Raw genomic sequence first — 22,558 nt, 5'->3', positions numbered from 1 at the left:
TATTATTTGCCGTTGAATTCGTTCATGGTGTTTTTTGCGCCTGCAAATATGAATGATCGTATAAGGTCAGTAGATTTTTTTAAGCGTTCAGGCATGGCTTTTTCTTGGTCATTGTCCCATTTGCCCAAAACATAATCTACTTGGTTGCCTTTATTAAAATTGGAACCAACTCCAAACCTAAACCGATTGTATTTAGTGGTTTGTAAAACATTTTGAATGTCCTTTAACCCATTGTGTCCACCATCACTTCCTTTGCCTTTAAGACGAATAGCTCCAAAAGGTAGATTTAAATCATCTGTAATGACCAATATGTTGTCCAAGCTAATATTCTCTTTGTTCATCCAATATTTTAAAGCTTTTCCACTCAGGTTCATATAAGTAGATGGTTTTAAGCAAACCACGCTTTTTCCTTTATGCTTAAAAGTGGCCAAAGCTCCTAATTTCGCGTTCTCAAAAGTAAATCCTTCTTGTTCTGCTAAAAAATCAAGGATTTTGAATCCAATATTGTGACGTGTATTCTCGTAATCAGCCCCAATATTTCCAAGACCAACAATCAAAAATTTTTTCATGGTGTCGGTTTCTGTCAGTAATTGTTTTTTATCGCTAAAAAGTTTGCGGATAAATGTGAGCATCAATTGTGTTCAATTTGTCTAAAAATACAAAAGCATCCCAAATTTTACCAAAGTAAAAAGGGATGCTTCTGTAAATATGCAAGGTGCTTATTCCGCAGCTTCGGCCTGTGGAGCCTCTCCAGCTTCAGCGCCTTCTCCTTCTACACCTTCTTCATCTTCATCTTCTAACTCATCGTCAACAGAAGTTCTAGAAGCTTTAACCTGAACAATAGCAGTGCTATCTGGGTGTAAGAATGTATAGTCGTCGTTTAGAATGGTTTCCACAGCAATTGTTTGACCAATTTTTAGCTTGGAAATATCTACAGTGATAAAATCAGGAAGTAGATTAGGGAGTGCCCTAATGGATAATTTCCTTTTTCTGAAAAGTAGACGTCCACCATTACGTACACCAGGAGAATTTCCTTCCAAGCGCACTGGAATTTTCATTGTAATTGGTTTGTCCTCGAACAACTGATAGAAATCAATATGTATGATTTTATCGGTTACAGGATGAAATTGGATATCCTGTAATACGGCGTCAAACTTTTGACCACCCTCCAATTCGATTACTGCAGTGTAGGCATTTGGAGTGTACACCAAATCTTTAAATGCGATTTCATCAGCTGAAAAATGCACTGGTTTATCCCCTCCGTACAGCACGCAAGGGACCTTTCCAGCATTACGTAAGGCTTTGGTAGAAACCTTGCCCACGCTTTCTCTTTGGGATCCTTTGATTGTTATTGACTTCATTGTTATAAATTAAATTGATTTACATTAAAAATTTTGAAGATATTGATGTGTTGTGATGAACTCTGTGCATTACATCAGCGAACAAGTCAGCACAAGACAATACCTTTACCTTTACCTTATTATAATCTACGGGAATGGAATCGCTAATAATCAATTCCTTTAGATCTGATTTTTCTATTCTTTCATATGCATTACCAGAAAGCAATCCATGTGTTGTTACGGCACGTACACTTTCAGCTCCTCTTTCCATCATCAAATCGGCAGCTTTTGTAAGGGTACCTGCGGTATCTACCATATCGTCTACCAAAACTACATTTTTCCCCTTTACATCACCGATGAGTTCCATGTGGGAAATTATATTTGCCTTTGCTCTTTGTTTGTAACAGATGACCACATCACATTCCAGTGCTTTGGAATAGGCATAGGCTCTTTTGGAGCCTCCCATGTCGGGTGATGCGATACAAAGGTTGTTCAAATTTAAATTTCTCAAATACGGTAAAAACAATGTGGATGCAAACAGATGGTCTACTGGTTTTTCAAAGAAACCTTGGATTTGGTCCGCATGTAAGTCCATAGTAATGATCCTTGTTGCACCTGCGGTCTCCAACATTTTGGCTACTAGTTTTGCTGCGATAGGAACACGAGGTTTGTCTTTTCTGTCCTGTCTAGCCCATCCAAAATATGGTATAACAGCTGTAATGTGTCTGGCAGAGGCTCTTTTGGCCGCATCCAACATCAGCAACATTTCCATCAAATTTTCCGAACTTGGATTTGTAGAGCCTATAATGAAAATTCGTGCTCCTCTAATGGATTCTTCGAACGATGGTTGAAATTCTCCATCACTATAGCGTGAAAATTGGACTTTCCCCAGTTCGGCACCATATGAGGAAGCGATTTTCTTACCCAGCTCAACACTTTGGGTACATGCAAAAATTTTAGGTTCGGGAACTTGATAGGCCATTACAAACTCTTGTTAACTAGCGTTTTAAAGTGGATTTAAATAAAGAGGTGCAAATTTAAGAATTAAATTGGGTTGCTAAAGGATAAATGAAAGTATTTTTGAGGATAAATAAAAATATTTTTTTAGCTTTGCACTCGCATTTGAAAAAGTGTAGTATCATTTGCCTTGGTGGCGGAACTGGTAGACGCGCTGGATTCAAAATCCAGTTCCTTCGGGAGTGAGGGTTCGATTCCCTCCCAAGGTACGAATTGTAAAGGCCGAGATTTAAATCTCGGCCTTTTTTATTTTTGATTATATGTTATGTGTTATAGATGTGACTTCACGGATAATTTCTAGATGACGGCATCATTCCCGATTATTTTAAAAAAATCCTGTCTATTTTTTTCGTTTTCAAAACACCCGCCATATTCAATGGTGGTAGTAAAACTATTTTTATCCTTTATACCCCTTGACGAGACACAAAGATGTTTGTCCCCATTTTCAATGTGTTGCTTGTGGTAAGGTGGATTGTTCTCTCCGCAATTTTCTCAATCAAAAAAATAATTGAGACCCAAACGTGAAACAGGGAATGTGAAATCTGTATGGATTAATATTGTTGGTCTATCTTTATTAAAAGCTGTTTTATAGTGCATGTGCTATCGTCATAGACATAAACCCTGTTCATAATGGCCAAAACCTTAATTGGGTAATATTAAATGTATATTCTTTTTTTGTGATTTTTTGATTGAACCTATACATTCTTCCCATTTATCAAGTTTAATTTTTCATACTTTTGGGGTATGAAAATCTTGGCGGTCATCTTGTCCATATTGATTGTAGCCTTGTCATCATTTCCATGTTGTCAGGACAAAGACTCATGCGCAATATCTTCTTCTTTAAATTATTGTGAACATGATGATTCACATGATGATGTTCCACATCAAAATGAATCACCTTGCTCGCCCTTTTATAATTGTGGTAGATGTTCGGGATTTACCATAAATTATGAGTTAATCGAATTGGATTCTTTTGAATCTGTCATGAAAGTACTCCCAGTGCCATATATGGAGCCATTGTCCAAGGAAGTTTACTTTTTTGATTTAAAACCTCCCCAGGTTTTTTGAATTGTTGTAATTGTTAGTTCAAAACTTTCTTGACAATACTTTTAGGTCAAGAACACAATCGTTTCAAAAAACCTAATACATGAAAATTAAAATAGTAATACTGCTGTCCCTATTTGGGGTGGTATCATCTTTTGCACAGAACACGTTGGATATTACAGTGAAAGACTCCCATAGTGATGAACCATTGATAGGGGTTACTGCTGTTTTGGAAGCCTTGGAAAAGGGCGCTATTTCCGATGAAAATGGTAATATTCATATGGAAAACATCCCCAACGGTACCTATAAACTGCTTTTGAGTTATTTGGGATATGCCCCAATAGAAACAACCTTTACATTTCCATTGAGCCAACAATCTCAAGGACAAACCTTTGCCATGGTTCCACAAACCGAGGAAATGGAAGAGATTACTTTGGTTTCCACTAGAAGTACACGGACCATAGAAGATATCCCGACACGGGTGGAGGTGATTGCTGGAGAGGAACTCTCCGAAAAGGGAAATATGAAACCTGGTGACATTCGGATGCTTTTGAATGAAAGCACGGGAATACGCACACAACAGACCTCCGCTACCAGTTATAATTCCAGTATCCGGATTCAAGGATTAGATGGCAAGTACACGCAATTGCTTAGGGACGGGTTCCCCTTGTACTCAGGATTTGCGAGTGGCTTAAGTTTAATGCAAATTGCCCCATTGGACCTAAAACAGGTTGAGGTAATAAAGGGCTCCAGCTCCACCCTTTACGGAGGAGGAGCTATAGCTGGTTTGGTCAACCTTATCTCCAAAACACCGGAAGACACACCTGAGTTAAGCTTTATGGCAAATGCAACATCAGCCCTTGGTTTGGATTTGAGTGGGTTTTATTCACAAAAATTTGATAAAGTGGGGACCACGGTATTCGCTTCCTACAATTTAGGAACACCCTATGACCCTGCCGATATTGGGTTGACTGCCATTCCAGAGTTTGATAGGGTTACCTTGAACCCAAAATTGTATTGGTACTTGGATGAACAGACCGAATTGTTGTTGGGTGTAAACGCCATCTGGGAGGATCGTCTTGGTGGCAATATGGAATATGTTGAAGGCGAAAATGTGACCGATCCTTATTTTGAGTCGAACGAAACCGAGAGATTCTCCACTCAATTGGGGTTCAAACATTCCTTCAATGATCAAAACCGTATAGAGGTAAAGAACAGTTTTAGTTTTTACGATAGGATTATTGCAGTGCCCGACTTTACATTTTCAGGATATCAACGATCGTCTTTTAGTGAACTTAACTATTCCAAGAATTCAGACAATGAAATGGAGTGGGTATTTGGAGCAAATCTTTGGACAGAATACTTTAATGATACTCGGGAAATTGAATCTGAAGCTCTTGATCAATCCTACCAGATATTTGGACTGTTCGCCCAAAATGTATGGCCCATTGATGAAACCTTGTCCTTGGAAACTGGTTTTCGCGCAGATTTTCATTCGGATTACGGTGCAATGGCATTGCCGCGGCTATCTGTGTTGTATGAGCCTAGCCAAGCATTGACATTTAGGTTGGGAGGTGGAATGGGGTATAAAACGCCCACCGTTTTCACCGAAGATGCAGAACGGGTGCAATTTAGAAATGTATTGCCCATAGATATAGATCAAACTGATCTTGAAAGATCCATAGGAGGTAATTTTGATATAAATTATAAATGGATACCATTTCCGGGCGTAACCATGTCTTTGAACACCTTACTTTTCTATACTAAAATAGATGACCCCATGGTATTGGAATTGGATAATGGAGGTTATTATACATTTTACCAGCCAGATGGATATGTGGATACCCGTGGTGCCGAGGTGAACTTGAAGGTGAAGTATGGAGATTTTAAATTGTTTACGGGATATACCCATGCCAATGTAAAACAACATCAAGATGGGGTTGTTACCGATTTTCCATTGGTGGCAAAACATCGACTGAACAATGTGTTGATGTATGAAAAAGAAGAGAAATTTTGGGTAGGCCTGGAAGCTTATTATTATAGCCCGCAACAATTAAGCACAGGAGGAACAGGACAATCCTATTGGATAATGGGCTTAATGAGTGAAAAGAAATTTGGTGAGAATTTTTCGATTTTCCTGAATTTTGAAAACTTTTTGGATACTCGTCAAACACGGTTTGATCAAATATATACCGGAAGCTTGAACGATCCACAGTTTTTAGATATTTACGCGCCAGTAGATGGCTTTGTGGTGAATGGCGGTGTAAAAATTAAAATTTAACCAAACCTAGTTTAATGGAATAAAGCTGCCTAAAATGTGCCGAAATGCGTCTCTGAAATAAGTTCAGGTTGATGTAGATCGATTTTTAGGCAGCTTTTTTTTCAAATATTGATATTAAGATACACGGAGAACCTACTTTTGACTTCTACTTTTCCATTGTTCAGGTCCTGTGAAATTGGTAGCATGGCAGAAACACCAAGCGCATATTGGTTGTAATTCACCTCGGTGCCCAATTTGCCAAAAAAAGCATTTCCCCCGGTATCGGCTACCTCTAAGCCATATTCTTCATTTTTGTCAAAATACTCACCACCAATACCAAGTTGTGGGGTTAACGAGAAATTAGTCCCAAAATAATAGGTTTTGTATGTGTTGAGGGCATAATTAAATTGATTTCCAAAATGATATTCTTTGTCATTTTTGGACTTTATGGTGTAATTGGCCATTACTGACAAGCCCCAATTTCGATGGGTAATGCCATAATTGGCCGCCAACAAATAATCCCAGCTGCCTGTCCCCAATTGAAAACTGGGGTTAACACTGCCTTCAAGGTTTGCTTCATCAAATTTGCCCGTGGGCATTTTAACTCCACCTCCCAATTGCAAGGTGTGTTGTGGTTTGATTGAAATGATGCTATCGGAGGTTTGTTTCAGTATTTGATAGAACCCTAGAATGGTGGCGTCACCCATTCCGTCAATGTGCTGTTCCGTGTTATCTGCAAATTCCCTGGAATGGAACTGATAGGGGAGTACGGCATTGACTATAAACCGTTCTCCAAGCGGAACCTGTGTCCACAATTGCAATGTGTTGAAGTGTTCATCGATCCATGGCGAATTGGCAAAAATTCCATCACGGGATTGATAACGCTGGGTGATATATCTAAGTCCGATAAAATTGTTGTTCAATCCGGTTCCAAATCCCATACTCCCTCCATTTCCGCTACAACCGCAAGTATCGCAAAAATCATCGTACATCAAAGTGGTAGATGTGGTTTGTGGACTTGGTCCTGTGGGTATTTCGTTGGCTGCGCCAGCGTGCATTCCCAAGATCAATAAAAAAGAAACTGTTATATAATTTTTCATAAGTTAATATTCGGCGAATCGTTCGTCATTAATAAATTCCTCATCGGTAAGGGTGTTCAAAAAGGCAATCAAGGCAAGTTTTTCAGTATCGTTTAAAGAAATTCCCAGACCTTCTTCAGTTTTGAGCAGGGGATCCAAAGTGGAGGAGTCCTGTACGCCATTTTGATAGAAGTTCAACACGGATTCCAAACTTCCAAACCTGCCATCGTGCATATAAGGGGCGGTAAGAACAACATTTCTTAAACTGGGCACCTTGAACTTGTAATTGTCGTCGGTACTCCCACTTACCAAGGCCCTGCCCAAATCATCGATGTTTGGATTTGGCGGGAGACCATTGTTCCTGAAACTTCCATCGGAAAATAGGTCGGTGGTATGGCAACTAGCGCACTTTTCATTAAAAATGGACAAACCTTGGAGTTCCTGTTCGGTCAATGTAACTCCATCTTCATTGCGTACATATTTGTCATATTTGGAGTTGTAGGATACCATCATCACCATGAACTGTGCAATGGCTTTTAAAAAGTTTTCGTGATTTACGCCACCTTCCTCAAATGCAGCATCGAATGCTTTCTGGTAATCACTGTCCGCCTGTAATTTTTGAAGAACACCGATCATGGTTTCTCCCATTTCCACTTCATTGGTAATGGGAATAATGGGGAACAGGTCCAGATGACTGGTAGCTCCGTCCCAAGCAAACTCAGAGAAAAAGGCCATATTGGCAATGGAAGGTGCGTTCCGGGTCCCTTCCAGATCATCTATTCCATGGCTAAATTGGTGTCCATGGTGCGTAAAGGAATAGCGCTGTTCGTGACAAAAGCCACAAGAAATGAAACCATTGGAGGATAACTTCCCATCGTAGAACAATTTTTTCCCTAAAGCAAAGCCGAATTTGGAGGGAGGGTTTTCTTCTATATCATATACCATTGGAGGAAAGTTTGAGGGAACGGTAACGGCTAACCTCTCATCTTGTTCCACCTCAATGTATTCAGTATCGTCATTACAAGAGCCCAATGCCAAAAACAATGGAACCCATAATAGATATTTCATAACATTACTTGGTTTTAGGGTTAAGGGCTGCCCTAAATGGACAGCCCATAAACTCATTTAGTGGGAACTGCCGTCTCCATTGTGAACATGGTCCACAGAGAACATATTGGAGATGTTCTCAGCAATTTTGGGTGAGTTTTCCCCATCTACCATAATGACTGCCTTTTCGGTTAAGGACATCTTATTGGTGCCATCAAGAATGGCACTGGCATCCACAACCAGATGTATTATGGGTGACATATCATCACTGACCAAGGCTTCGGTTCCCAAAGCCAAAGAGGTCTCTTTATAATTGTCCAAGCTAGATCCATGGCTGCCCACGTGAATTTTAAAATTAGTGGCATCGGTGACCGTGGCCGAGGTGAAAGTACCTTCATAATTCAGGAACTTGTAGCCTGCTTGCCAGGCCCACATCATATCACTTTCTTCTGCTTTTGAAAGAAAGACACCTTGTCCTTCGGCACCTTGAAGGTATTTTTCTTGATCTACCCCAATCCCGAAGGTCAGTGAAGTATATCTTCCCGCAGGGATATTTGTAAGAACAATCTCCGTGCTGCCAGTTTCTTCACTGGTGATAAAATAACTATCGTCCTTAGGATAGGTGAAAACGTTACCATCTTCGTCGGTCAATCTAAAGTTACTTACGATGTAGTTCAAACGACTGACTGTAAGTGTCTCGTTCTGTGAATTGGTATAGCTTGAAGCGGATAACAGAAGGTCGTCACCAGCCATACTGTTGTCAAATTCGATTTTGACCTCTCCCGTTCCGGTTAGGTCCATGGTTCCGTCATCGTCGCTGCTACAAGAGGCTGCAAAAACAACTAGGAACAAAAATGCTGATATTTTATAAAATGATTTCATGGTTGATTTCAATTATGATATTATGGGAAGCCCAAAAAGTTGAATATAGAGCCCCCTTTGTTAAAAATGATTTAATGAATAGGTTTTGCCTTTTAATGTAAGGGCAATTGAAAAACTATGGCGTACAAAAGTATTCCCCAACATAAATTGGGAAGTGGCCAAGTTTGTTAATTGGAATCAACAGTTGGGAGGGTGAAAAATAGGGTCGATGAATCGTTTTGGCTCCCCGGCGGATAGGTCGGGCAAACCATTTTTTTTGTGAAATTTTGTTTGAAAATCTATGAGAAGGATTTCAACAAAACCTATTGGATATTCCTTTAGATCTATAGCAGGTAGATTTTGTTGCTTTTCATTTTGCTCTTCTTGCAACATTTTGGCCAGATAGCACTTTCCATTACAATTGAGCATGGGCTTGTCTTTGTTGATGCAAAGGTATTCTGCTATATAATCTTGGTTCACCACATATTCGAATACGGGCAATACCGGCTTGACCATTGCCACCAGGTATAGGAAGACGAAAAATATGGATGACCCTTTAACTGTCAAGGAAGATTAAATATTTGCAGCCAAATATAAGAAGATTTTTTACATGCCCATTTATAAATGGACATACAAATATATCATTGGAAAGATATATTTTTCATATTTCCATGTTTCCTTTTTTAGTGGTTACAGGGAATTGTTCTCGATGTATGCTTGAAATTTTTCTTTATGTTGGTCGGAAATCAAATTGGTTTTGTTGGTCGCTGCTTGCGATAGTGCGTCCGTATAATCTATCATGGCTATGTTGCCAGCATCCAATCTGGCCTTGGCACGTTCAACTTCTTTTTCGGATGCCGTCAAGTTGTTTTCTGCCACTTCAATGTTTTCTTTATTGTAGAGTATTTGGAGGTATGCTTCCAAAATGCTCAAAGAGATATTGTTTTTGGCTTCCTCCACGTAAAGTTCATTCTGTTCTACTAATAGTTTGTTTTATGGTATTGTTCATTTGATTTCCATTGTACAAAGTCACAGAAGTGCTTAATTGCAAGTTGGTGGAATTTAATTGTTCTGATACAAAATCACTGGTAATCGGATCAATAGATGAACCCCATGAGAAATTCTGTGAGGCACTATTGCTCAAGTTTGGTAATTTGGCATATTTGGATTGGGTGAGATTAACTTCGGAACTGTTCATTCTCAATTCCACTTGTTTTATAGTAATGTTGTTTTCCAATGTATAGTTTATACAGTCCTCTAGGGACCAAACTTTTTTGACAATCAAGGAATCTGGTTCTTGTGCCTTGAGAAATAGTCCGGTGAAAAGAAAGGATAGTATGATATGAATCTTCATTGTGATACATTTTATATCCAAAATTCTATCATAAACTCTCTGTATTCCGATCTAATAGATGTTCGAGGTAAATTATTCTACAAACCATGAAAAGTAATCGACGAATTTTTTTGGATATGTTTTTAGTGCTACAGTAAAGAGGGGAGAGGTGTATCAAACCTGTTGCTGTTTAGCGCTTTATAAGATTTTGTTAATAACCCGTTGAAAAATGATTTTAAAAGCTACACTGGGCGGCTTTTTTCCGAAACCCTTATTCTACGTTTGTTCCCATCGATTTTTGTTATTCAAAAATGCAAATGTTGATAATTGTGTTAAGAACCTGATCGGGCTAACTGAAAATCAAAGTAAAGAAAATGTGAATTTTACACTCAAGCTATTTTTTACAACTCCAAACCGTTTTCTTCATGCAGATTACTCACATAACTAAGAGGGACTTTAGTACGCAAGAATTTGATTTACACAAGATTACCAATGCAGTCTTGAAGGCTATGACAGCTGTAGAGCATGGTCAGATAACCGATGCGCAGACCATCGCTGCCAACGTAAACCGAGAACTGCTAGAGCGAAAAAGCCTGGATGAACATTATTTGCCCACGGTTGAAGAAGTTCAAGATGTAGTAGAAAATGAACTTATGGACAGTAAGTTCCATGATGCAGCAAAAGCGTATATTATTTACAGAAATAAAAGGGCTCAAATGCGTGAGTCCGATATTTTTGAGAAGCGCATCAATTTGAAGCCTTACGAGTATCCGCAATTGTATGAGTATGTTCCGGCAATAAGACATTCCTATTGGATACATACTGAATTTAATTTTACCAGCGATATCCAAGATTTTAAATCCGGATTGTCCGAGGTGGAACGCAGTGCCATAAAAAATACAATGCTTGCTATTTCCCAGATAGAAGTAGCGGTTAAAAGCTTTTGGGGTGATATTTATCATCGTATGCCCAAACCTGAAATAGGTTCGGTAGGTGCAACTTTTGCAGAAAGTGAAGTACGCCATCATGATGCTTATTCACATCTTTTGGAAATTTTGGGGCTGAATCAAGAGTTTGAGAACCTGAAGAAAAAACCTGTAATCATGAAACGGGTGCAGTATTTGGAGACTGCACTTAAAAATGCAAAGAGTGAGAATAATAAGGAGTATGCAGAATCTATTTTGCTTTTTTCCCTTTTTATTGAGCACGTATCATTGTTCTCCCAGTTTTTGATTATTATGGCATTCAATAAACATAAGAATGTCCTTAAGGGAATTTCCAACGTGGTGGAGGCTACTTCAAAAGAAGAACAGATACATGGCGATTTTGGTATCGATGTGATCAACATCATCAAAAAAGAACATCCAGAATGGTTCGATGATGCATACAAGGCCATGATCCAAGATATATGCGAGAAGGCATTTGAAGCGGAAAGTAAAATAGTGGATTGGATCTTTGAAGAAGGAGAATTGGACTTCTTGCCCAAGAACTTGGTCAATGAATTCATCAAGAACAGATTTAACAACTCATTGGAAAGCATTGGGATTTCCAAAATATTCGATGTCGATCAAAAACTATTGGAGCAAACAGAATGGTTTGATGACGAGATCATAGGGACAAAACATGGTGACTTTTTTGTAAAGAGATCCATCAACTATAGTAAAAGAACACAAAGTATAACTAGCGACGACCTTTTTTAAATTATGGAGAAGAGAACACAAACTACCCAGGTCACCGACCATAAGCAGGATGACAAAACACAAGAACTTGTAAATGCAAGAAAGGATACCTTATCTAAGCTCAAGAATGAAGAGGGCAAGGGATTCAAATGGTTGAACGAGTATAGCCGAAAGTTTTTGGCCTCTGGATACCTTACCGAAGGAGTTAGCCCAGAGGAACGTATCCGAGAAATTGGTGATAGAGCTGAGGAAATTCTTCAAATTCCAGGATATTCAGATAAGTTTTATGGTTATATGTCCGAAGGGTTTTTCTCTTTGGCTTCTCCGGTGTGGTCCAATTTTGGAAAAAAACGTGGGTTGCCCATAAGTTGCTTTGGGTCACATATTGATGATGATATGGGTAATATACTATATACCCAATCTGAGGTCGGAATGATGTCGAAACTCGGTGGTGGAACATCGGGATACTTTGGTAAAATAAGGCATAGAGGTGCTCCTGTTAAAAATAATGGTCAAGCTTCCGGAGCAGTTCATATTATGCAGTTGTTCGAATCCATGGTCGATGTGGTAAGTCAAGGTTCGGTGCGTCGTGGTCGTTTTTCTCCATATCTGCCAATCGATCACAAGGATATCATGGAGTTTTTGGAAATCGGTACCGAAGGTAATCCTATCCAACAATTGACACATGGTGTGACCGTAACCAATCAATGGATGCAGGAAATGGTCGAAGGTGATGTGGAAAAAAGGACGGTTTGGGCAAAAGTATTGCAACGTAGGGGTGAAATGGGCTACCCTTATGTGTTTTTCTCCGATAATGCCAATGATGGTGCTGCGGATGTTTATAAAGATAAGAATCACCGAATTCATGCCAGTAACTTGTGTACGGAGATTATGTTGCCATCCAATGATGACTGGTCTTTTGTTTGTGTGCTTTCCAGTATCAATTTGATGCATTATGATAAATGGAAAAAAACAGATGCCGTGGAAACCATGGTACATTTCTTGGATGCCGTTATCACCGAGTTTATAGAAAAACTGGAAGTATATAGAGATTCTTCCGATAGGGAAGACCGACAAACCTTCCTATTTATGGAAAGAGCATATAATTTTGCCAAGCAAAACCGTTCATTGGGCTTGGGAGCATTGGGTTGGCATTCTTTGTTGCAATCTAAAGGGTTGGCATTCAACAGCCAGGAAGCTTACAATTTGAACAGTGAGATATTCAAAGAAATCAAGGAGCGTTCGTACAAAGCGTCTGAGCAATTGGCTGAGCGTTTTGGTGAACCAGAGGTTTTGAAGGGGTACGGAAGACGAAATGCGACATTGAACGCTATTGCACCGACCACTTCATCTGCTTTTATCTTGGGGCAGGTATCACAAGGTATCGAGCCAATTTGGTCCAATTGCTATGTAAAAGATATCGCAAAAATCAAGGTGACCATCAAAAACCCGTTCTTGATGGATTTACTTGATGAAAAAGGACAGAACACATCAGAAGTTTGGAAAAGTATCCGCGACATGGATGGTTCCGTTCAACACCTGGAGTTTTTAACTGAAGAAGAGAAAGCGATATTTAAAACGTATTCGGAATTAGATCAGTTGGATATTGTGTACCAAGCTGCGAATAGGCAGAACCATATAGATCAAGGACAATCGGTGAATATTATTGTTCATCCCGATATGCCAACAAAAGATGTGAACAAGATTCATGTAACTGCTTGGAAACTGGGGTTGAAATCGTTGTATTATCAACACAGTATGAACGCTGCTCAAAAATTCAAACAAAAGAAAGATTGTGCTAGCTGCGAAGCGTAAAAATCAGATTTAATCAATTAAAAAAGGAGGTTCGAATTATCGACACCTCCTTTTTTTTGCAACTAACTAGAAAAGATTTTAGATTATTTTAATGTCCACGGAGGTTCTACCTTGCCATCCGGTTTCATCCGTTACGGAGTATGCACAATGGTAGTCACCGACATCAGCATCTTCGGGAATGGTGATGCTGATACTGATTTCATATGAGGAACCACCTTCGGTTATCGAAAAGTTTTCCATATAGATCATTGGGTTAACTGCATTTTTAAGGTCTTCCAATTCACATTCGATTCCCTGATTGTCATGGGTGTGATGGTCAAAATTGTGGTGGATGTCCAAGCTATATGCTGTCAGTGCTTCATTGTCCGTTGCTAAGGCCCTAAATATATAGGTTTGACCTCTTTCCAGTACTTCACAAGCCTGTGGAAATCCGTCAGTATAATTTAAAGTAATACTGGGCTTCTCTTCATCAATATCGGAGCCATCACTACTGGAACAGGATACTAGGAATAAAAAGAGAAGACAGAAATAGGAATATTTAATTTTCATTTTCATTGAATTTTTATTTTAAAAGTAGCCACAGCGTTTAAAAAACGCTGTGGCTGTTTTTTAAACTAGGAGACTGTTACATCGATATGATCATCAAATTCATGGATATTCCCGTCTTCATCCTCGATGGTAAAAATAATGTGGTATTCTCCAGCTGGAGCAGTATCTGGAACATCTATATGTTTATGGAACTCTGCTTCGGTCAGCCCGTGGAATCCTTCGGAATAAACGGTCTCTGAATCCCATTCCACTTCACCTTCAGCTAATTCTAGACCATGGGCATGAACATCCACAGTAATTTCATGGATTCCATTGACTGCATCAATTAAAAATTCCACATGAAAATCACTTCCTCTGACCACGGTTTCATCCATTTCAAAACCACTGGTTGTTATGGGGTCTAAAATATCTATATGACCTTCGATCTCAGTGCTGTTTCCCAGTTCATCCGTTACAGTCAAAGTGATATGATATTCTCCTGCAGGGATATCGGATGGAATATCGATATGCTCATGGAATGTTGGGTTGATAACGAGCAAAGAGGCGTCTGTAAAGGTTTGTTCTAAATCCCACTCTACTTCCCCTTCACCAAGTTCTAAGTCATGAGCGTGTATGTCCAAGGTGATACTGCTAACAACTCCCTCTGCTGTAATTTCTGCTTCAAGGTGAAGGTCAGAACCTTTATAGGCTACCTGATCTGTGGAGTGGTCACTACCTTCTCCATATTCAAAATTGGAAATTACTGGGGCGGCAACGGCATCAGCACCCTCGTCGTCGTCGCTGCTACAGGATTGTAGAACAACTCCTAAAAATGCAATAATTGCTAATGGTTTAAAAAATGATTTCATTTTACTTCTGTTTTTGGTGTTAGACTTCATTTGATTCATTTAAAATGGAATGGTCATCGAAATGGATAGGTTCCTGCCAGGTTCAGGAACTTCGATGAGCCGGTAAAAACTGGTATGATCGTAGAATTCGGTATTGAATACATTATTAAGTTTTATGCGTAATTGCGATGGATTTTTATTGTTGAACAATTTTATATCGGCCATAGCGGACAGGTTGAATACTTGATAGCCTTCTGTTTTTTCTTCTGGTGGTACAATTTCATTTTGAGCCGCCGTTACCCGATAATCCACTCTAATCTTAGGTGCACGTAAGAAGTATACATCCTGGAACTGATAGTTTGCCGAAAGCAAGGTGGATAGAGGAGGAGTAAAAGGTAGAGTGAAATCCTTTTTGGGGCCGCTCATTTGTCTGGAATACACATATTCCACAGAAGCATCCAAACGCAAAGCATCTGTTACATTGGAACCTATGCGCGCCTCTCCACCAAAACGTAAGACCTCGTTTTGTGTGTATTCGTATATCTGCAAAGTTTCATAATAGTTTGATGTGGGGTTGAGATAGATGTAATTTTCAAAATAGTTGAAAAAAGGACTTACCCCAAAATCAAAGAGGTCGGTAGAATGATCGATATCGAAATCTAGTTGATAGGATTGTTCTGGATCTAAATCAATATTGCCACGTTCATAACGATACATGTGATAATTGACACCATCCGATGCAAGTTCGTTTGCTAACGGCATCCTGAAGCTTTTACCAAGATTGATTTTGTACGTGGTATTCTTTTTAAGGTAGCTCAATCCTATGGAAGCGCTCAGGTTTCCAAAATCCAGATTTCTCTTTTGTGCCCGTTGTAAATATACGGATGAGGTGGTCCCATCATCATTGCTTACAGTGGACGGGAACCAATCGGTGTAAGCCATGGTCTTCATTAACCCTACATCGTACCTAAGGCCCCCTTGTAAATGTAAATTTTCATTAATCTTATAATGGTCAAAGGCGAAGATGCCGGCAACAAATCGCTCGTATGCTGGAATCAAAAAGCCCCAACCGCCAATATTGTTATTCTGATATTCAGTGTTCACCCCGAGGACGATGTCGTGTTTTCCATTAGGCTTATAGGTGTCCTTTAGATTAAGGGAATAGGTGTTTTTGGTAAACACTCTTTCCTTGCTATCAGGAGGTGTTGGCATGTAGCCATGGGGAACAGGCTCTGAATGTTCTTCTCTTTGGTTGTTTTGGAATCCTAAATCCAATTGTATGGTGTGTAACCCTTTGTAAATTGTAGTATTATTGGTAATCTTAAAGTGATTTACGTTATGATAAGGAAGGTCTACATCCCGGTCAGAGCTGTCATAATCAATCGAAGATGACCTTACCTCCAAGCCATGGGCGTTGGCAAAAAAGCCGTTTTTTGCATTTACATTACTAAAAAATGTCTCTGATTTAATATGATCGGAAACATAGCCCAGACTGAAACTGGCATCGGCTTCCATGCCCGCGGTATTCCTAAGGTGGTTTTCATGGAGGTCAAAAATGTAACCCTCGTAATAAATTTTATCAGTAGGTACTTTATAATCACCATAATCACGGTAGGTAATTCGTCCTCGGTAGAACCAACTTTCTTTTCTTCCTTGGATTCCAGTGGAGATTCCCAGAAGATTGTTATTGGTCTCGCCCAACAGGTTCACTTCGCCATCAAATGAGTTGGGCATTGGTACTTTTGGGGGCTGAATGTCTACAACACCAGCAATAGCATCTGAACCATATAATAAAGAAGCGGGTCCTTTTATAATTTGAATGTTATCTATTCCATATTGGTCTATTTCCAGTCCATGATCATTCCCCCATTGTTGAGCTTCATGCTTAATGCCGTTTTGCACTACACTAACTCTATTAAATCCCAGTCCCCTAATTACTGGTTTGGATTGCCCAGACCCAATGGATATAGTGCTTACCCCAGGTATTTTCCGTAAAGTTTGCATGAGGCTGTTCTCACGGTTGTTTTCTAAAAACTCTTTGGATACCCCTATCGAAATCGTGGAAAGCTCTTGGGCTTTCCTTTTTTCGCTCTTTCCCAACAGTTCAACTTCTTCCAAATTGGTAACTGCTTCTTTTAATCTGATGGTTACATTGTCAATGTTTTGATTAACCGCTATGGTAAATTTTTCCTTCATATAACCAATGTGTGAAATTTCAAGAGAGTGTGTTCCTTTGGGCACATTTGTTAGCACGAACTCACCATTTAGAGAAGAAATCGCATGTATATTGTTGCCAACAATATTGGCCCCTATAATTGGGTTTTCCGTGGATATATCAACGATTAAACCTTTAACCGTATAAGATTCTTGGGCAGATGTTATTGTACACAAACCGGTGAGCAGCAAAGCAGCTAACATTTTTTTGATCATATTGTAAAAACTGGAAAATTCTTTATTCGCTTCTTTGGTAAGAAGCACTTACGGTTAGGCCTTATTCATTCGATTGCGGTAGAAAAATTAGATAAGTATCCTGGTTAGATGTCAATATTGATGCTCATAATTCATTAAAATGAATGTTAGAGCTTTGAACAAAAACCATTGCCCGAAAGGGTAAAATTAAATACCGAAATAATGAAAGGGATAAATTATACTACAGGGGGTGGCCGACAAAAGAGGTGACTAACGGAAAGTGTTCCGGATGCCTGAAAATTATATTCAGCGCCAAATTCCTTTTGTAAGGCAATTGTGTTGTTTTCTATTATTGGCTCTATGGAATCATTGGTAATTCCTGGCGTATGGCTTTCAGATGCAATATTGTGACATATTTCACAATGATCACGGTAATCGTTGTCGTCAGTATGGGTAAGCGAATGCAAGCCAATAAGCTTCGTTGCCAAGAAAAAGACAAGAAACAAGCAAGAAAGGCTCCTTTTGTGACGAATTTGTTTCATTAAGATGCAAACTTATTAAAAAGATATGTTAATCAAAGTTAAAAAATACCTGGATGATTTAACAAAGAATTATAACGGAGTATTTTTATGATATTCTTATAATATCGACATTGTATCGAAAGAAAAACAAAAATATATGGTTAAAAATGCTTATTCTGTAATTATAATGATGTTTCTTGGATTTGGTTTTGTACATGGCCAACAAAATATTGAGACTGGTCCCATGGCCAAAAACAAGAAAGTTTGGGAGGGTGAATATGAAACCACACCAATAGTGTATAGAACTCGTAAAAAACTCACTGGACCACTTGCTAAAAATGCCCGTCCAGAGCGGGGCAATTATTGGGAGGATGATGCCCAATAAAGGCTAGAGGATTAAAATATAATATTGGCCGGTAGTTTTACATACCGGCCTTTTTTGTGGACTGTTTTAAAAATAATGGAGTTTTTAAATCTGAAATAGCTATTATTATAAGATTTTTCTTTCATCTATTTTCTGTGGTTTCACAACAAAACCAACTTGCCCTACAACATAACTTCCAATTTTTATCCCGTTCTTAATAAGTTTGGTTACGTCTTACCACGTAAGAGGAACCTCATCAACTAAACTATGAACAAACCCCAATCCTCCCTAGTTTCAAGGAGTTTTTTATTGGTAGTTTTTTTTGTGTTCACTTCATTTGGATTGTTGCACTCACAATCCTGCGTGGTCAATGCAGGCTTAGATCAATCTTTTGACCAGACCGACTCAGTATTTTTAAACGCAGATACTCCGCCAGTTGGAATTGGAACTTGGGTGCAACTATCAGGCCCAACATTGGTGACTTTTGATGATACGAACAATCCCAATACCCAAATATTCAACATTGAACTCGGAACTTATATTTTTGAATGGTCGGTTTCGGATAGCACATGCGATACAGCTTCGGATACTACCGGAATTACCATTGAAGGTGTTGACCTGGAATTGGAATTGGTGGCCAGTAATTCATTGCCAAATATTGGTGATGTTGTCACTTTTACCATCAACCTTAGCAATTTAGGTGATGTGGATGCCACAGGGGTGGCCATTGAAAATTTGGTTCCCTCTGGTTTTACAGGTATTACTGCAATTGACAATGGAGGTACTTTTAGCTTTATTACAGATAAGATAACTTGGACCGGAATCAATGTTCCTGTGGGGTCAAATACGGCTTCATTGAGTTTTGATGCGATAGTTTCCACCCCAACCGGTACCATTGGTGAATTCACCCATATTACCGAGGTAGTTTTTACAGATCAATTGGATGTTGACAGTACGCCCAACAATGATGACGGAGACCAAAGTGAAGATGATGAGGACAACCTTACCGCTGCTCCGTTACAGGCCGACCTATCGTTGGTCAAAACGGTTGTTGGAGGCGATTTGTCCCCTTACGTAGGTGAACAGATAAGTTTTGAGGTGTCCATTACCAACGATGGTCCCCACGATGCCACCAATGTTAGGGTCGTTGACCAGTTGTTGTCTGGGTTCAATTTTGTTTCATACGCCGCAACAACCGGCACATACAATCCTACAAACGGCTTTTGGAAGGTGGGAACCTTGGTGAATGGTGATACGGAGACACTTACCATTGATGTTTTGGTAAATGAAACTGGTAATCACACCAATACTTCTCAGATAATAGCCTCGGATGCATACGATATTGATTCAACTCCAGCTAATGGCGTTTCTTCAGAAGATGATCAAGGTGATGTTATCGTGGCCCCGGAGCCACTTATCGACCTATCTCTTACAAAAACAGTTGATAAAACATCCCCATTGGTGAACGATAATGTCAGTTTTACGCTTACTGTTACTAACGATGGTCCAAGCGAAGCCACTTCTGTGGAAGTAACGGACCTGTTGTCTTCGGGCTATACTTACGTGTCGGACAACGGTGGAACGGCCTATAATGAACTCACCGGAATTTGGAACTTGGGGCCGTTGGCAAGTGGAAGTTCCACTAGTCTTAGCATAGTTGCCACCGTAAACGCTTCCGGAGATTACAATAACACAGCAGAGATCACTGGCCATGATCAAACGGATATTGATTCGACCCCAAACAACGATATAATCAGTGAAGATGATCAAGATAGTGTTTCCATTATCCCGGAACCTTTGGTGGATATTGCAGTGACCAAAACCGTTGATGAGCTGATTTCCGAAGTGGGAGAGGAAATAGTTTTTACAATTACAGTTCAAAATGATGGCCCAAGTGATGCTACCAATGTGGTGGTTACCGATGTTTTGGCATCAGGGTATCAACTTAGCAATGCTATACCCTCAGTAGGAACCTATAATGCAACAAATGGGTCGTGGGTTGTGGGCAACCTTGCCAGTGGTGATTCCGAAACCTTGGAGGTTACAGTAGAAGTGCTCTCAACAGGGAATTACATAAATACAGCAGAGCTGACCAATGTTGCTGAAACCGATGTGGATTCCAGTCCAAACAACAACAACGAATTAGAAGACGATCAACAGACCGTTGAACCTATTGTGATTCCGGTTGCAGACCTTCTATTGCGCAAATCTGTGAATATACTTAGTCCTTATGTGGGCGAAGAAGTGATTTTTACCATAAATATTACCAATCTGGGGCCGAGTGATGCATCAGGGGTAGAAGTAATGGACCTGTTACCTGATGGATATACCTATGTTTCCCATGGAGCCACAGCGGGAATTTATAATGAAACCACAGGAATGTGGGTGCTCAATGGTGATTTAGTTGATAGTAGTACAGAAACTTTGTCCATTGTGGCTATGGTAAACAATACCGGGGATTATTTTAATGTTACCGAAGTATTTGTTTCCGATCAATACGATCCCAATTCAATCCCAAACAACAACAATGTTTTTGAAAATGACCAAGATAGCGCAGGAACAACTCCTGTTCCATCCGCAGATTTGAATTTGCAGGTGAATGTTGACAATGAGTTTCCAGACGTTGGTACGCAGGTCACCTTTACCATTACGTTGACCAACGAAGGGCCAAGTGATGCGATCGGTGTTGGAATTGAAACTATATTGCCTGATGGCTTTTCCTATGTTTCGGATGATTCAAGTGGACTGTTCAATCCATCTAATGGGTTCTGGAACGTGGGCAATATCGCTTTGGAATCACAGATAGAGTTGAACATATTGGCAGAGGTGAACCCTACGGGGAATTACACAACCACTTCAGAAGTATTAGGTGCTACTTTTTTTGATGTCGATTCCACGCCAAACAATAATATACTATCAGAAGATGATCAAGACGAACAATCGATCACCCCAAGACAAGTAACTGATATTTCAGCAACCAAAACAGTCAACGATTTAAATCCAGAGGTAGGGGATGAAGTTGTTTTTACGGTTCAAGTAACCAATGATGGTCCCAATGATGCTACGGGATTGGTTATCGAGGATAAATTGCAGAACGGCTACCAATTTGTCTCGGCTACTACATCATCTGGAATCTATGATGAAATTGCAGGTTCATGGGATTTGTCTGCTATTGCCGATGGTTCAACCGAAACTTTGAATGTCAGGGCGATTGTGCTTTCAAGCGGTGAATACAAGAACACGGCAGAACTAATTACGTTGGATACCTATGACCCAGATTCCAGTCCAAACAATAACCTAGGTTCCGAGGATGATCAAGCAACAGTAATTCCAGTTCCCGGTGGACTAAATGATCTGTCACTTTCCAAAACGGTCGACAATGGCCATCCCAATGTTGGGGATGTGGTTCGGTTTGTGATAAACGTGACCAATAATGGGCCATCCGATGCCAAAAATGTTGAGGTCACCGATGTTTTATCATCGGGTTATACTTATCAATCACATACGTCAACTGCTGGGGTCTACGATGTATCAACAGGAATATGGAGTGTGAACAGAACTATTTTGGACCAGGATTCCGAAAGTTTGGAAATTTTGGCCATGGTCAATCCACCAACAGGAACACAAGATGAATATTTGAACGAAGCGTTTATTTCGGCAAGTTTGTATCCCGATCCTGATAGTGACCCATCAATGGGACTTGAAGAAGATGATTTTACCGATGGTATGGTGGATGACGATGAGGCAATGGCTTTTGTGGTGCCTCAAATTACTGATATCGCGATCACAAAAAGTGTGGACAACGCTATGCCGAACATTGGGGATGAGGTTGTTTTTGAGATAACTGTTACCAATCAAGGTGTGGACAATGCGACTCATATTGGTATACAGGAAGAATTGCCGTTGGGCTATCAATTGATTAGTTCGGAAACAACCGTAGGTACATTTGACCCAGAAGCGTTTTTTTGGGAGGTGGAATCCTTATCCGTTTCCGAAACTGCAACATTGTTGCTCACCGTAAAGGTTTTGGATATTGAGGACTACGTGAACAGGGTCAGTTTGGCCTACGTGGACCAATGGGACGTTGATGAGACCAATAATTTGGCCGAAGCTTTTGTGGATCCAAGTTGCTTGGTGGTCTACAACGAATTTTCACCGAACGGGGACGGTGTCAACGACTATTTTAAGATTGATTGTATTTCGAGGTATCCGAACAATTCCCTCCAAGTGTATAACCGATGGGGAAATATTGTTTTTCAAACAAGATCGTATAAAAATGATTGGGATGGTACACCTAATGGGCGCGCCATAGTTCAGCCAGAGGACCAATTGCCAGTGGGCACTTATTATTACGTATTGGATTTGGGTGATGGGTCCGAACCACGAACAGATTGGTTGTATATAAACAGATAA

The 22,558-nt window shown here is 39.8% G+C and carries 17 protein-coding genes, 1 tRNA gene and 2 pseudogenes; 7 read left to right on the top strand and 13 right to left on the bottom strand.

Annotated features, from left to right (window positions below):
• Nucleotides 1-2: 2 nt before the first annotated feature.
• The 3 genes from pth to MWU56_RS09560 form a co-directional block, all read right to left on the bottom strand.
• Nucleotides 3-632 (bottom strand): aminoacyl-tRNA hydrolase, encoded by a 630-nt coding sequence (gene pth, locus MWU56_RS09570; protein ID WP_247044002.1) that lies wholly within the window; start codon nucleotides 630-632, stop codon nucleotides 3-5.
• 87 nt (nucleotides 633-719) lie between these two features.
• Nucleotides 720-1,361, bottom strand: coding sequence for a 50S ribosomal protein L25/general stress protein Ctc (locus tag MWU56_RS09565; RefSeq protein ID WP_247044001.1), 642 nt, complete (start codon nucleotides 1,359-1,361; stop codon nucleotides 720-722).
• Nucleotides 1,362-1,380: 19 nt separating this feature from the next.
• Complete coding sequence (locus tag MWU56_RS09560) at nucleotides 1,381-2,322, bottom strand: ribose-phosphate pyrophosphokinase (protein WP_247044000.1); 942 nt, start codon at nucleotides 2,320-2,322, stop codon at nucleotides 1,381-1,383.
• A gap of 162 nt (nucleotides 2,323-2,484) precedes the next feature.
• On the opposite strand from MWU56_RS09560, the gene MWU56_RS09555 reads away from it, so the two are divergent.
• Nucleotides 2,485-2,566, top strand: a tRNA-Leu gene (locus tag MWU56_RS09555).
• Between the two features lie 88 nt (nucleotides 2,567-2,654).
• Here MWU56_RS09555 and MWU56_RS09550 read toward each other — a convergent pair.
• Nucleotides 2,655-2,792: pseudogene (locus MWU56_RS09550) on the bottom strand (GTP cyclohydrolase I); the annotation flags it as partial.
• 309 nt (nucleotides 2,793-3,101) lie between these two features.
• Between MWU56_RS09550 and MWU56_RS16670 the strand changes: the two are divergent.
• Nucleotides 3,102-3,425 (top strand): DUF6660 family protein, encoded by a 324-nt coding sequence (locus tag MWU56_RS16670; protein WP_410548935.1) that lies wholly within the window; start codon nucleotides 3,102-3,104, stop codon nucleotides 3,423-3,425.
• Nucleotides 3,426-3,504: 79 nt separating this feature from the next.
• A complete protein-coding gene (locus tag MWU56_RS09545; RefSeq protein WP_247043998.1) occupies nucleotides 3,505-5,682 on the top strand; it encodes a TonB-dependent receptor in 2,178 nt (725 codons plus the stop codon).
• Between the two features lie 101 nt (nucleotides 5,683-5,783).
• On the opposite strand, the gene MWU56_RS09540 is transcribed toward MWU56_RS09545, so the two are convergent.
• The 5 genes and pseudogenes from MWU56_RS09540 to MWU56_RS09520 form a co-directional block, all read right to left on the bottom strand.
• Entirely contained in the window at nucleotides 5,784-6,761 is a 978-nt protein-coding gene (locus MWU56_RS09540) for a transporter (protein ID WP_247043996.1), read from the bottom strand.
• 3 nt (nucleotides 6,762-6,764) lie between these two features.
• Nucleotides 6,765-7,808: a cytochrome-c peroxidase gene (locus MWU56_RS09535; protein WP_247043994.1), complete on the bottom strand. Its 1,044-nt coding sequence runs from the start codon at nucleotides 7,806-7,808 to the stop codon at nucleotides 6,765-6,767.
• A 57-nt stretch (nucleotides 7,809-7,865) separates the two neighbouring features.
• On the bottom strand, nucleotides 7,866-8,669 hold the full coding sequence (locus MWU56_RS09530; RefSeq protein WP_247043992.1) for an MbnP family protein: 804 nt from the start codon (nucleotides 8,667-8,669) through the stop codon (nucleotides 7,866-7,868).
• A 177-nt stretch (nucleotides 8,670-8,846) separates the two neighbouring features.
• Nucleotides 8,847-9,164: a hypothetical protein gene (locus MWU56_RS09525; RefSeq protein WP_247043991.1), complete on the bottom strand. Its 318-nt coding sequence runs from the start codon at nucleotides 9,162-9,164 to the stop codon at nucleotides 8,847-8,849.
• Nucleotides 9,165-9,338: 174 nt separating this feature from the next.
• Nucleotides 9,339-10,002, bottom strand: a pseudogene (locus MWU56_RS09520) (TolC family protein).
• 404 nt (nucleotides 10,003-10,406) lie between these two features.
• Here MWU56_RS09520 and MWU56_RS09515 point away from each other — a divergent pair.
• A complete protein-coding gene (locus MWU56_RS09515; RefSeq protein WP_247043989.1) occupies nucleotides 10,407-11,681 on the top strand; it encodes a ribonucleotide-diphosphate reductase subunit beta in 1,275 nt (424 codons plus the stop codon).
• Nucleotides 11,682-11,684: 3 nt separating this feature from the next.
• Nucleotides 11,685-13,475, top strand: a complete 1,791-nt coding sequence (locus MWU56_RS09510) for a ribonucleoside-diphosphate reductase subunit alpha (protein WP_247043987.1) — start codon at nucleotides 11,685-11,687, stop codon at nucleotides 13,473-13,475.
• Between the two features lie 78 nt (nucleotides 13,476-13,553).
• Here the strand turns inward: MWU56_RS09510 and MWU56_RS09505 are convergent, their stop codons facing one another.
• The 4 genes from MWU56_RS09505 to MWU56_RS09490 form a co-directional block, all read right to left on the bottom strand.
• Entirely contained in the window at nucleotides 13,554-14,030 is a 477-nt protein-coding gene (locus MWU56_RS09505) for a DUF4625 domain-containing protein (RefSeq protein WP_247043985.1), read from the bottom strand.
• Between the two features lie 59 nt (nucleotides 14,031-14,089).
• Entirely contained in the window at nucleotides 14,090-14,872 is a 783-nt protein-coding gene (locus tag MWU56_RS09500; RefSeq protein ID WP_247043984.1) for a DUF4625 domain-containing protein, read from the bottom strand.
• A 39-nt stretch (nucleotides 14,873-14,911) separates the two neighbouring features.
• Nucleotides 14,912-17,329: a TonB-dependent receptor gene (locus MWU56_RS09495; protein ID WP_247043983.1), complete on the bottom strand. Its 2,418-nt coding sequence runs from the start codon at nucleotides 17,327-17,329 to the stop codon at nucleotides 14,912-14,914.
• Nucleotides 17,330-17,496: 167 nt separating this feature from the next.
• A complete protein-coding gene (locus MWU56_RS09490; RefSeq protein WP_247043982.1) occupies nucleotides 17,497-17,802 on the bottom strand; it encodes a hypothetical protein in 306 nt (101 codons plus the stop codon).
• A gap of 136 nt (nucleotides 17,803-17,938) precedes the next feature.
• Between MWU56_RS09490 and MWU56_RS09485 the strand changes: the two genes are divergently transcribed.
• Both MWU56_RS09485 and MWU56_RS09480 read left to right on the top strand, forming a co-directional pair.
• The gene (locus tag MWU56_RS09485) at nucleotides 17,939-18,166 is read left to right on the top strand and encodes a hypothetical protein (protein ID WP_247043981.1); all 228 of its coding nucleotides are present in this window, start codon (nucleotides 17,939-17,941) and stop codon (nucleotides 18,164-18,166) included.
• Nucleotides 18,167-18,412: 246 nt separating this feature from the next.
• On the top strand, nucleotides 18,413-22,558 hold the full coding sequence (locus MWU56_RS09480) for a gliding motility-associated C-terminal domain-containing protein (protein ID WP_247043980.1): 4,146 nt from the start codon (nucleotides 18,413-18,415) through the stop codon (nucleotides 22,556-22,558).

This window comes from Allomuricauda sp. F6463D (genome assembly GCF_023015965.1).
Taxonomy (GTDB): Bacteria; Bacteroidota; Bacteroidia; order Flavobacteriales; family Flavobacteriaceae; genus Flagellimonas.
Note: the sequence above shows the minus strand (reverse complement) of the source record. Positions and strands in the feature narration are given on the sequence as shown.